At 62.8% G+C, this 12,094-nt stretch carries 9 protein-coding genes; all 9 read left to right on the top strand.

Features of this window, described 5'->3' with window-relative positions; all coding sequences use genetic code 11:
* The first annotated feature begins 8 nt into the window (after window positions 1–8).
* The 9 genes from ABD842_RS20600 (at window position 9) to ftsZ (ending at window position 11,971) form a co-directional block, all read left to right on the top strand.
* A complete protein-coding gene (locus tag ABD842_RS20600; RefSeq protein ID WP_425553215.1) occupies window positions 9–1,496 on the top strand; it encodes a UDP-N-acetylmuramoyl-L-alanyl-D-glutamate--2,6-diaminopimelate ligase in 1,488 nt (495 codons plus the stop codon).
* A 225-nt stretch (window positions 1,497–1,721) separates the two neighbouring features.
* On the top strand, window positions 1,722–2,942 hold the full coding sequence (gene mraY / locus ABD842_RS20595) for a phospho-N-acetylmuramoyl-pentapeptide-transferase (RefSeq protein WP_345117929.1): 1,221 nt from the start codon (window positions 1,722–1,724) through the stop codon (window positions 2,940–2,942).
* Window positions 2,943–2,945: 3 nt separating this feature from the next.
* Window positions 2,946–4,313, top strand: a complete 1,368-nt coding sequence (gene murD, locus ABD842_RS20590; protein ID WP_345117928.1) for a UDP-N-acetylmuramoyl-L-alanine--D-glutamate ligase — start codon at window positions 2,946–2,948, stop codon at window positions 4,311–4,313.
* 17 nt (window positions 4,314–4,330) lie between these two features.
* Window positions 4,331–5,512: an FtsW/RodA/SpoVE family cell cycle protein gene (locus ABD842_RS20585; protein ID WP_345117927.1), complete on the top strand. Its 1,182-nt coding sequence runs from the start codon at window positions 4,331–4,333 to the stop codon at window positions 5,510–5,512.
* A gap of 96 nt (window positions 5,513–5,608) precedes the next feature.
* Complete coding sequence (gene murG, locus ABD842_RS20580) at window positions 5,609–6,745, top strand: undecaprenyldiphospho-muramoylpentapeptide beta-N-acetylglucosaminyltransferase (RefSeq protein ID WP_345117926.1); 1,137 nt, start codon at window positions 5,609–5,611, stop codon at window positions 6,743–6,745.
* A complete protein-coding gene (gene murC, locus ABD842_RS20575; protein ID WP_345117925.1) occupies window positions 6,742–8,166 on the top strand; it encodes a UDP-N-acetylmuramate--L-alanine ligase in 1,425 nt (474 codons plus the stop codon). Before murG ends, murC begins: the two co-directional genes overlap by 4 nt.
* The gene (locus ABD842_RS20570) at window positions 8,150–8,914 is read left to right on the top strand and encodes a cell division protein FtsQ/DivIB (RefSeq protein WP_345117924.1); all 765 of its coding nucleotides are present in this window, start codon (window positions 8,150–8,152) and stop codon (window positions 8,912–8,914) included. The genes murC and ABD842_RS20570 overlap by 17 nt, the downstream gene beginning before the upstream one ends.
* An 86-nt stretch (window positions 8,915–9,000) precedes the next feature.
* Entirely contained in the window at window positions 9,001–10,374 is a 1,374-nt protein-coding gene (gene ftsA / locus ABD842_RS20565; RefSeq protein ID WP_345117923.1) for a cell division protein FtsA, read from the top strand.
* 109 nt (window positions 10,375–10,483) lie between these two features.
* On the top strand, window positions 10,484–11,971 hold the full coding sequence (gene ftsZ / locus ABD842_RS20560; protein WP_345117922.1) for a cell division protein FtsZ: 1,488 nt from the start codon (window positions 10,484–10,486) through the stop codon (window positions 11,969–11,971).
* Window positions 11,972–12,094 lie beyond the last annotated feature (123 nt).

The raw sequence follows: 12,094 nt of genomic DNA, 5'->3' as shown, positions 1-12,094 counted from the left end.
ATTTCGCCTTGACCAACGCCGCTTCTCCTACGCATCCTCTTGCTGCCCTGCTGGCCGACGTGACCGTGCGCCAGCAGCACGGCGCCGCCACTGCCACTATCAGCGCCCTTACGCTGGATTCGCGGCAGGCCGGCCCCGGGACGGTATTTTTCGCGCTGCGCGGGGCCCAGACGGATGGGCATGCGTTTATCGGTAAAGCCGTGGAGCTGGGCGCGGCCGCCGTGGTGTGCGAAGAGCTGCCCGCCGGGCTGAGCCCGGACACCTTATATGTACAGGTAGCCGACAGCGCCGAGGCCATGGCGCTGATGGCAGCCACGTTCTACGGTCATCCCTCGCGGCAGCTCCGGCTGGTGGGCATCACCGGCACCAACGGCAAGACCACCTGCGCGACGCTCCTGCACAAGCTGTTTCGGGAGCTGGGCTACCACGTGGGGCTGCTGAGCACGGTGCAGAACCAGATTGACGAGCAGGTGATTCCGGCCACCCACACCACGCCCGACGCCATCCGCCTCAATGCCCTGCTGGCCCGGATGGTGCAGGCCGGCTGCACCCACACCTTTATGGAGGTCAGCTCCCACGCCGTGGTGCAGCACCGCGTGACGGGCCTGCGCTTCGCGGGCGGGGTATTTACCAACCTCAGCCACGACCACCTCGACTACCACGGCACCTTCGATAACTACCTGAAGGCCAAGAAGGGTTTTTTTGACGCGCTGGGCAAAAAGGCGTTTGCCCTCACCAACGCCGACGACAAGCGCGGTCCGGTGATGCTGCAGAATACCGCCGCCGCCCGCGAAACCTACTCCCTGCGCGGCCCGGCCACCTTCCGCGCCCGCCTGATCGAAAATGCCGTGCACGGCCTGCACCTCGAAGTCGACGGCCGGGAGGCGCAGTTTCGCCTGATTGGCGTATTCAATGCCTACAACCTGCTGGCCGTGTATGGCACGGCGGTGCTGCTGGGCGAGGAGGCCACCGAGGTGCTGACTATTCTCTCGGGCCTGACCTCGGCGCCGGGCCGCTTCGAGCCGCTGCTGGCTGAGAAAACGCGCATCACCGGCATCGTCGACTACGCCCACACGCCCGACGCGCTGGAAAACGTGCTCAGCACCATTGCCGACATCCGCCAGCCCAGCCAGCAGGTGATTACGGTGGTGGGCTGCGGGGGCAACCGCGACGCCACCAAGCGCCCCATCATGGCCCACCTGGCCTGCCAGGGCTCCAGCCGGGTGGTGCTCACGTCGGATAATCCGCGCTTCGAAGACCCCAACGACATTCTGCAGCAGATGCAGGCCGGCGTGCAGCCCCAGGACCTGGGCAAGGTGCTGACCATCCCGGACCGGCGCGAAGCCATCAAAACGGCCGTAGCCCTGGCCCAGCCCGGCGACATTGTGCTGGTGGCGGGCAAAGGCCACGAAACCTACCAGGAAATAAAGGGCGTCCGCGCTGAGTTCGACGACAGGCAGGTGCTGCGGGAAATGTTTGACCTATTGGGAAAATGAAAATAGAGCGTCATGCCAAGCGTCGCAAAGCGAAGCCGAGGAATCTCGCGGGCTGCCGTTGGATTGGTAAGCAGACATCAGCACGCGAGATTCCTCGACTTCGCTCGGAATGACGTTCGGACATTACCTACTCGAAAATCGGCAAAAACACACCATTTGACCCCAACCCAAAAAGCGGAACCTTTGTAGCCTGCCAAGCTCTCAACTAACCTCCGCCCCGCGCCAATGCTTTATTACCTCTTCGATTATCTGGACAAGCACTACCATCTGCCCGGCGCGGGCGTGTTCCAGTTTATCTCGTTTCGGGCGGCCATGGCTGTCATTACCTCGCTGATTATTGCCCAGCTGTTTGGCGCGCGCCTGATCCGGGTGCTGCAGAAAAAGCAGGTGGGCGAGAGTATCCGCGACCTGGGCCTGCAGGGGCAGATGGAGAAAAAAGGCACCCCGACGATGGGCGGCCTGATTATCCTGCTGGCCATCCTGGTGCCGGTGCTGCTGTTTGCCAAGCTCCACAATATCTACATCGTGCTCATGCTGCTGAGCACGGTCTGGCTGGGCCTCATTGGCTTTATCGACGACTACATCAAGGTTTTTCAGAAGAACAAGGAAGGGCTGAGCGGCCGCTTCAAGGTGCTGGGCCAGATCGGGCTGGGCATCACCGTGGGCTGGGTGCTGTTTTTCTCCGACGACGTGACCGTGCGCCAGTACCTGCTGCCCAACGGCGAAACCTCCGCCGTGGACGCCAGCAGCGTGTACCAGGACGTGAAGCTGATGATTACCACCATTCCCTTCGCCAAGAACAACGAGCTCAACTACGGCAACCTGTTCAGCTACGCCGGCCCCTTCTTCAACGGCCTCTACAGCTTCCTCTACATCCCGATTGTCATCGTCATCATCACGGCCGTCAGCAACGGGGCCAACATCACCGACGGCCTCGACGGGCTGGCGGCCGGCACCTCGGCCATCATCGGCATCACGCTGGCTATCTTCTGCTTCGTGAGCGGCAACGCCTTTCTGGCCGATTACCTCGACATCATGTTCATTCCGAACTCGGGGGAGCTGGTAATCTTCTGCACCGCCTTCGTGGGGGCCTGCGTGGGCTTTTTGTGGTACAACTCGTATCCGGCTCAGGTTTTTATGGGCGACACCGGCTCACTGGCTATCGGCGGCATCATCGCCGTGCTGGCCCTCATCGTGCGCAAGGAGCTGCTGATTCCCGTGCTCTGCGGCGTATTTTTGATTGAAAACCTGTCGGTAATAGTGCAGGTAGGCTGGTTTAAGTACACCCGCCGCAAGTATGGCGAAGGCCGCCGCCTGCTGCGCATGTCGCCGCTGCACCACCACTACCAGAAGCTGGGCTACCACGAGTCCAAAATCGTGTCGCGCTTCTGGATTGTGGGCATTATGCTGGCGATATTGACTTTGGTAACTCTAAAACTGCGCTAAGTCATGAAAATCGTTATCCTCGGAGCAGCGGAAAGTGGGGTAGGGGCGGCGCTGCTGGCCCAGGCCAAGGGCCATGAGGTGTTCGTGTCCGACCAAAGCCCGATTCAGCCTCTCTATAAGGAGAAGCTCGCAGCGGCCGGCATCCGCTTCGAGGAAGGCACCCACACGCTGGAGGAAGTGCTGAAAGCCGATGAGGTTATCAAAAGCCCCGGCATCCCGGAAAAGGCGCCCGTGATTCAGGCGTTGCGGGAGCAGCGGATTCCGGTGATTTCGGAAATCGAGTTTGCCGGCCGCTACACCAAAGCCCGGCACATCTGCATCACCGGCACCAACGGCAAAACCACCACCACGCTGCTTACCTACCACCTGCTGAAGGAGGCCGGCTACAGCGTGGGCCTGGCCGGCAACGTGGGCTTCAGCCTTGCCGAGCAGGTGATGGAGGACCGGCACGAGTTCTACGTCATTGAGCTGAGCAGCTTTCAGCTCGACGACACGTACGCGTTTCAGCCCTGGATCGGCGTGCTGCTCAACATCTCGCCCGACCACCTCGACCGCTACAACTACTCGCTGGAGCAGTACGCCCAGGCCAAGCTGCGCATCACCCGCAGCATGGACAGCAGCAGCTGGTTTATCTACAACGCCGACGACGCGGTGATTCAGCAGGAGTTTCAGGCCGTGTTCTGCGAGGCCAGCCAGCTGCCCTTCAGCCGGCACCACCGCCCCGACTACCACCTGGCGGCCTACTATACCGCCGCGGACCGCTTATATACCAATCTGGCGCCGGGGCTGGCTACCGGTGGCCGGGAAATCAGTGTGGCCGCCTCCCCGCTCATCGGGCAGCACAACCGGCAGAACATGATGGCCGCCATCCTGTGCGCCCGCGTGGCCGGCCTCTCGGATGAGCAGATTGAACAGGGGCTGGGCACGTTCCGCAACGCCGACCACCGCCTGCAGCTGGTAGCCGAAATCGACGGCGTGCACTACATCAACGACAGCAAGGCTACCAACGTGGAAGCCGCCTGGTACGCGCTGGATGGCATTCACCAGCCCATCGTCTGGATTGCCGGCGGCACTGATAAGGGCAACGACTACACCAGCCTGGTGCCGCTGGCTCAGCACCGCGTCGAGGCGCTGATCTGCCTCGGCGTGGATAACGAGAAGCTGAAAACTGCCTTCGGCGGGGCCATAGACCACCTGGAGGAAACCCAGAGCATGGCCGATGCCGTGCGCCGTGCCGCCGGCCTGGCCCGCTCCGGCGACGTGGTGCTGCTCTCGCCCTGCTGCGCCAGCTTCGACCTGTTCAAAAACTACGAAGACCGCGGCCGGCAGTTTGTGGCGGCGGTGCAAGGCCTCACGGAAGAAAACAAGTAACGCAAACGCCGCCGCTCATGGAACTCATCAAAAACTGGCTGCAACGAAACCTGAAGGGTGACCCGATTCTCTGGGCCATTGTGATTCTGTTTTCGCTCATCAGCATTGCCGTGGTGTATTCGGCCACCGGCACGCTGGCCTACAAGAAGATGAGCGGCAACACCGAATACTTCCTCTTCAAGCACACCAGCCTGATTGTGGTGGGCCTGGCCTTCATGTGGCTGGCCCACCGCATCGACTACCGCTACTACTCGCGCCTGTCGTTGTACGCGCTGCTGCTGTCGGTGCCGCTGCTGCTGTTTACGTTCTTTCTGGGCGGCACCACGCTCAACGAAGCTTCCCGCTGGCTCACCATTCCGGTGATTAACCAGACCTTCCAGCCCTCCGACCTGGCCAAGCTGGCCCTGATTGCCCATGTGGCCTCCATGCTCAGCCGCCGCCAGCAAAACGTGCAGGACTTCCGCACCACCCTGCTGCCCGTGATGCTGTGGGTGGGCCTGATCTGCGGCATCATCATTATGAGTAACGCTTCCACGGCGCTGCTGCTGTTCGGCACCTGCCTGCTGCTGATGTTCATTGGCCGCGTGCCGCTCAAGCAGATGGCGGTGATGGTGGCCATCGGGGCCGTGGTGGGCGGCATCGGCCTTTCCACCGGCCAGCGCCTCAAGACGGTGCAGTCGCGCCTGGAAAGCTTCACCGACAAGAGCAAGCCCGTGCCCTTCCAGCTCGAGCACAGCTATATTGCCATTGCCACCGGCGGCATCACCGGCAAAGGCCCCGGCCAGAGCACCGAGCGCAACATTCTGCCCCACCCGTACTCCGACTTTATCTATGCCGTCATCATCGAGGAATACGGGCTGGTCGGCGGCGTTATCGTGCTGTTCCTCTACCTGGCCTTTCTGTATCGGGGGCTGAAAACGGTGATGAACAGCTACGGCGCCTTCGGCGGACTCTTATCGGCGGGACTCAGCTTTAGCCTGGTGCTGCAGGCTATGGTCAATATGGGCGTAGCCGTGGGCCTGGGCCCGATTACCGGCCTGCCGCTGCCGCTGCTGAGCATGGGCGGCACCTCCCTGATCTTTACCGGCATCAGCATCGGCATCATTCTGAGCGTCAGCCGCGGGGAGCGGGAAGTGCGCCCCATGACCGGCGAGCCCGCCGACACGATGCGCATCCCCAAGAAAACTGCCTACGCCTAACCTACCCGCTGCCGGCCCGTAGCTGCCGGCCCACCGTTTCTCATTTTTCGCTCCATAAGCTGTCCGCCCACCGCCCGTAGCTGGCCGCTTCGCCCAATGTCCAAGTCAACTCTCTATAGCGCCTCTCCCGAGCCCCGGCCTTACCGCGTGATTATCAGCGGCGGGGGCACGGGGGGACACATATTTCCGGCCGTGGCCATTGCCAACGAGCTGCGCCGCCGCCAGCCGGAGGCCGAAATCCTGTTTGTGGGCGCCAACGGCCGTATGGAAATGACCCGGGTGCCCGAAGCCGGCTACCGCATTGTGGGCCTCGACATTGCCGGGCTGCAGCGCCGCCTCACGCCCCAGAACCTGCTGTTTCCGATGAAAGTGCTCCGCTCGGTGCGCAAGGCGGGCAAGCTGCTGGAGGAGTTCCGGCCCGACGCGGTGGTGGGCGTGGGCGGCTACGCCTCCGCGCCCGTGCTGCTGGCTGCCACCTCCCGCGGCATTCCGTCCCTGATTCAGGAGCAGAACTCCTACGCCGGCCTGGTCAACAAGCTGCTCAGCCGCCGCGTCGACCGGATTTGCGTGGCCTACGAGGGCATGGACAAGTTCTTTCCGGCCCAGAAGCTGGTCGTCACCGGCAACCCCGTGCGCACCGAAATTGCCAGCGGCAGCCGGGCCGAAGCCCTGGAGTTCTTTGGCCTGGACCCCGCTAAAAAGGTGCTGCTCGTCATCGGCGGCAGCCTCGGCGCCCGCACCCTGAACGAGGCCACGGCCGCCGCGCTGCCCCGCCTGCGCGACGCCGGGGTACAGCTGCTCTGGCAGACCGGCAAGCTCTATTATCCCCAGGCCGTTGGGCAGACCGCGTCGTTTCAAGCCGATAACCTGCAGGCCCTGGAGTTCGTGCAGCGCATGGACCTGGCCTACGCCGCCGCCGATGTAGTCGTGTCGCGGGCCGGGGCGCTGTCGGTGTCGGAGCTGTGCCTGACCGGCAAGCCCAGCATTCTGGTGCCTTCGCCCAACGTGGCCGAGGACCACCAGACCAAGAATGCCCAGGCCCTGGTCAGTCAGGCTGCCGCTCTGCTGGTAGCGGATGCCGAAGCCCCGGCCCGGCTCTACGACGAAGCGCTGGATCTGCTCGCCGACCCGGCCCGCCAGCAGCAGCTGCGCCAGCATATTCTCGCCCTTGCCCACCCCGAGGCCACCACGACCATCGTGGATGAGCTGCTCAAACTCATGGACCGCCGATGAACCCCGTAGCTGCGTTTCCCAACGTCTATTTTCTTGGCATCGGCGGCATCGGCATGTCGGCGCTGGCCCGCTGGTTTCAGGCCAACGGCCACCGCGTGTCCGGCTACGACAAAACCCCGACTCCGCTCACGCAGGCCCTGGCCGCCGAAGGCATCCGCGTACACTATGACGACGCGGTAGCCAGCATTCCGGCCCAGGTGCGCGAAAACCGCGCCCAGACGCTGGTGGTGCTTACCCCCGCCATTCCGAAGGATCATCAGGAGTGGGCCTGGCTACGGGAGCAGGGCTACGACATCCGCAAGCGCAGCCAGGTACTGGGCCTGCTCACGGCCGCCCATCGCACCATCGCCGTGGCCGGCACCCACGGCAAAACGACTACCAGCAGCATGGTGGCCCACCTGCTGCACCACGCCGGCGTCAACTGCTCGGCCTTTCTGGGCGGCATTGCCGTCAACCTGGGCTCCAACCTGCTGCTGGCCGATCCGGCCCAGGACAATGCGCCGGTAGTCGTGGAAGCCGACGAGTACGACCGGTCCTTCCTGACCCTGCACCCCGACATTGCCATCGTCACCAGCACCGACGCCGACCACCTCGATATCTATGGCGACCAGGAGTCCCTGGTGGAGTCGTTCCGGCAGTTCGTGGGCCAGATCCGGCCCGGCGGCACGCTGATTCTCAACCACACTGCCGACCAGAGCGTGGCCGCGGCCGTGCCGGCCGGCGTGCGCGTCATCCGCTACGGCCTCTCCCCGGAGCAGGGCCCCGAGCTGCACGCCGACCACATCAAGGCCCAGGGCCACCAGTTCCGCTTCGACCTGCACGGGCCCCAGGGCACGGCGGCCGGACTGGAGCTGGCGGTGCCGGGCTTTCACAACGTGGAAAACATGCTGGCCGCCTGCTGCGTTGCTCAGCTCGAAGGTGTCGGAGAAGCGGCGTTGAAGGCGGCGGTAGCCGCCTACCGAGGCGTAAAGCGGCGGTTTGAGTTTGTGCTGACGGCGGGGGAGAAGGTATACGTGGATGACTATGCCCACCACCCGCGCGAAATCGAAGCCTTCCTGCGTTCCTTACGCGCCCTGTACCCGGGCAAGCGGCTGCGGGTGGTGTTCCAGCCCCACCTGTTTTCCCGTACCCGCGACTTCGCCGAAGGCTTTGCCCAGAGCCTGAGCCTGGCCGACGAGGTAATCATGCTCGACATCTATCCGGCCCGGGAGCTGCCCATGCCGGGCGTGACGTCGGACCTGATCTTGGCCCGGATAACGGCCCCGAAAAAGTCGTTGCAGACCAAAGCGCAGGTTTTGGCCGCCGCCGAGGTAGACACGGATTTTGACGTGCTGGCTACCGTGGGAGCCGGCGACATCGACCAGCTGGTGCCTGGTTTAAAGAATATTCTAGATATTCGTTGGAATGGAGCTGAAGCGTAAGGTAAACAACTTGATTTTCGCTACCGGGTGCCTCGTCTTGCTCTCGGGGCTGGCCGTGTTTGCCGGCGTGCAGCAGGCCAGCCGGCCCGTGGGCAGCGTCATCGTCAACATCAGCAACGAGTTCAACAACTTTTTCATCAGTGAGCGGGAAGTGACGCAGCTGCTCACCCGCAACGGCGACCAGCGCCTGGAAGGCGCCCACCCCACCGACCTCAACCTCAAGGCGCTGGAAGCGCGGCTCAAAGCCCACAGCTTCGTGCGCGACGCCCAGGTGTACCGCGACCTGGCCGGCAACCTGCACGCCGACGTGCGCCAGAACCGGCCCATTGCCCGCCTCACCCACCCCGACACCCGCCTCGACAGCTACCTCGACGCCGACGGCCACAAGCTGCCGCTGTCGCCGCTGTTTACGGCCCGCGTGGTGCCGGTTTCCCGCGCCAGTGGTGCGCCCCTGCAAGCTGGCTTCTTCCAGGATTCGACCGGCCGCCACTACCTCGAAATGTTACGTTACATTGATGAGCATCCCTTCTGGCGGGCGCAGGTAGCGGAGGTGTTTGTGGGAGCCAACGGCAAGGTTTCCTTCACCCAGCAGGTGGGAGACCAGCGAATAGAATTTGGACTTCCGGAGAATATTTCAGAAAAATTCGCCAAACTAATGGTATTTTACCGTCAAATCCCCCCCGCTTTGGGGTGGGACACGTATCACCGCGTCAACGTTGAGTTCAAGGATCAGATTATCTGTGAATAGCTCCCCCCTTGTTTAAACGCTTAAAAACAGCGTTTTTTGCCTTTACATCCCCCTCGAACCAACCGCAACTCTGGCCTTTCCCTCCCATGCAAAACGATAAGATTGTAGTCGGCCTCGACATTGGTACCACCAAAATCTGCGTGCTGGTGGGCCGCAAAAACGAATTCGGCAAGCTCGAAATCCTGGGCATGGGCAAAGCTGTGTCGGAAGGCGTGGTGCGCGGTATTGTGTCGAACATCGACAAAACCGTGGATGCCATTAAGAAAGCCATCCGCATGGCCGAGGAGCAGTCGGGCATCAATATCGGCGTGGTCAACGTGGGTATTGCCGGGCAGCACATCAAGAGCCTGCAGCACAACGGCAGCATCACCCGCAACTCGGCCGAGACGGAAATCACCGTCGACGACGTGAACCGCCTCACCAACGATATGTACCGGCTGGTCACCCCGCCCGGCTCGGAAATCATCCACGTCATGCCCCAGGACTACAAGGTGGACTACGAGGAAGGGATTCTGGACCCCGTGGGCATGTCGGGCGTGCGGCTGGAGGGCAACTTCCACATCATCACGGCCCAGAGCACGGCCATCAACAACATCAACAAGTGCGTCACCAAGGCCGGCCTGGAAATCGATAACCTGATCCTGGAGCCCCTGGCGTCGAGCATGTCGGTGCTCTCCGACGAGGAGAAGGAAGCCGGCGTCGCCCTGATTGACATCGGCGGCGGCACTACCGACCTGGCCATCTTCAAGGACGGCATCATCCGCCACGCGGCGGTGCTGCCCTTCGGCGGCAACATCGTGACCAGTGACATCAAGCAGGGCTGCCTGGTGATGCAGAACCAGGCCGAGCAGCTGAAGGTGAAGTTCGGCAAAGCCATTTCCGAGGAAGCTTCCGACTACGAAATCGTGAGCATCCCCGGCCTGCGCGACCGGGCCCCGAAGGAAATTTCCCTTAAGAACCTGGCCCACATCATCGAGGCCCGGATGGAGGAAATCATCGAGCTGGTATACGCCGAGATTCAGCGCACCGGCCACACCGACAAGCTGGCCGCCGGCATCGTGCTGACCGGGGGCGGCTCGCAGCTGCAGAACCTGGTGCAGCTCACCGAGTACGTCACCGGCCTCGACACCCGCATCGGCTACCCCAACGAGCACCTCGGCAAAAGCCGGATTGAGGCGGTGAAGTCGCCGATGTACGCTACCACCGTGGGCCTCGTGCTGGCCGGCTACCGCTCCATCGATGAGCGCACGAACCGGCCCTACGAGGAAGAGGAAGCCGCCTACCGTCCGGCGCCCGAAGTTCGGGCTGCGGCCCCGGCCGCTTCACAGCCGGTAGCTCAACCTCAGGCTCAGCAGCCGGCCCAGCCCAAGAAGCCATCGGGCGCGGGCAAGTTCTTCCAGGATATCATCAGCCGCACGAAAGGGCTGCTGATTGATGATTTCGACGACAAGCAGTATTAGTCGATTGGGGTCCGGGGTTTTGGGGGCTTGGTTTTTGCGGCAGCGCCGCCAGATTCCGGCCCGCTGCCCGCCCAGACCCTGAGACCCCAAGCCCCTAAGACCCCATCCCATGAATTATAAGTTTGATATTCCGGCGCAGTCCAACTCCATCATCAAGGTGATTGGCGTGGGCGGCGGTGGTTCCAATGCCGTGAACCACATGTTCAGCCAGGGCATTAAGGACGTGGAATTCGTCATCTGCAACACCGACAAGCAGGCTCTGCACAGCAGCACCGTGCCCAACAAGCTGCAGATCGGCGTGGACCTGACCGAAGGCCTGGGCGCCGGCGCCAACCCCGAGCGGGGCAAGCAGGCCGCCATCGAGAGCCGGGAGCAGATCCGCGAGTTGCTCAGCAACGGCACCAAGATGGTCTTCATCACGGCCGGCATGGGCGGCGGCACCGGCACCGGCGCGGCCCCCGTGATTGCCAAGGTCGCCAAGGAGCTGGGCATTCTGACCGTGGGTATCGTGACGGCACCGTTCCTGTTTGAAGGCAAGAAGAAGCGCCAGCAGGCCGAGCAGGGCATCAAGGAGCTCAGCGAGAACTGCGACACGGTGCTGGTGATTCTCAACGACAAGCTGCGCGAAATCTTCGGCAACCTGCCCATCCGGGCTGCCTTCGCCAAGGCCGATAACGTGCTGAGTACGGCCGCCAAGTCCATTGCCGAAATCATTACCGTCACGAGTGAAGTCAACGTGGACTTTGAAGACGTGAAAACGGTGATGAAGGACTCGGGCGCCGCCGTAATGGGCAGTAGCATCACCGAAGGCGAAAACCGCGCCCGTCGCTCAGCGGAAGAGGCGCTGTCGTCGCCGCTGCTCAACAACACCGACATCCACGGGGCGCAGAAAATCCTGCTCTCCATCATGTCGGGTGACCAGGCCGAGCTGGAAATGGACGAGCTGACCGAAATTACGGAGTACATCCAGAACAAGGCTGGTCAGGACGCCGAGGTTATCTTCGGCCACGGCATCGACTCCACGCTGGGCCAGAGCATCCGCGTGACGGTTATTGCCACCGGCTTTGCCCGCGACGCGCACAACATCAGCACGGCCTACGGCGTCGAGAAGTCGGAGCCCGAGCCCGTCGTGGTGCCCGATCCGCAGATCAGCATCTTCGACAAAGACCGGCAGGATACGGCCCCGTCCTTCATTCCGACGTTTGGCACGCCCACACCCGCCGCGCCCGAGCCGCCGAAAGTAACCTACGGTCTCGATGACCCGGCGTACGTAGCCCCGGCGCTGCCCGTGACGGCCCCGATGGCGGCCGCTCCGGAGCCGGTGCTGGTACAGCAAGTGCAACCGGCTGCCCCGGCCGCCCCCCGCCCCACGCTGGATGCGCGGGCCGAGGAGCGCCGCCGCCGGCTGGAGTCGCTGAGCAACGGCCTGACCAACGACGCCATCAAGGACCAGCTGGAGACGCCGGCCTACCTGCGCCGGCAGGTGAAGCTGGAAAACGTGGTACCTTCCAACCAGGGTAACATTTCCCGCTTCAACCTCTCCGACGATAATGAGCTGCTGGGCGACAACCGCTTCCTGCACGACAACGTGGATTAGTACCTGCACTTCGCCCCCAATAAAAAAGCCGCCTGTTACTCCGGGCGGCTTTTTTATTGGGGTATGTCGGGTCCGGAAATATGTTGACAGCTTTTCCAAAAGGTGTCATGAAAACCGAGTTTG

The organism is Hymenobacter algoricola, assembly GCF_039539525.1.
Lineage (GTDB): Bacteria > Bacteroidota > Bacteroidia > Cytophagales > Hymenobacteraceae > Hymenobacter > Hymenobacter algoricola.
Note: the sequence above shows the minus strand (reverse complement) of the source record. Positions and strands in the feature narration are given on the sequence as shown.

Bases quoted from the DNA above. Each gene is read 5' to 3' on its own strand.
- mraY (WP_345117929.1), top strand. From the start codon at position 1,722: ATGCTTTATTACCTCTTCGATTATCTGGACAAGCACTACCATCTGCCC.
- murD (WP_345117928.1), top strand. From the start codon at position 2,946: ATGAAAATCGTTATCCTCGGAGCAGCGGAAAGTGGGGTAGGGGCGGCG.
- ABD842_RS20585 (WP_345117927.1), top strand. From the start codon at position 4,331: ATGGAACTCATCAAAAACTGGCTGCAACGAAACCTGAAGGGTGACCCG.
- murG (WP_345117926.1), top strand. From the start codon at position 5,609: ATGTCCAAGTCAACTCTCTATAGCGCCTCTCCCGAGCCCCGGCCTTAC.
- murC (WP_345117925.1), top strand. From the start codon at position 6,742: ATGAACCCCGTAGCTGCGTTTCCCAACGTCTATTTTCTTGGCATCGGC.
- ABD842_RS20570 (WP_345117924.1), top strand. From the start codon at position 8,150: ATGGAGCTGAAGCGTAAGGTAAACAACTTGATTTTCGCTACCGGGTGC.
- ftsA (WP_345117923.1), top strand. From the start codon at position 9,001: ATGCAAAACGATAAGATTGTAGTCGGCCTCGACATTGGTACCACCAAA.
- ftsZ (WP_345117922.1), top strand. From the start codon at position 10,484: ATGAATTATAAGTTTGATATTCCGGCGCAGTCCAACTCCATCATCAAG.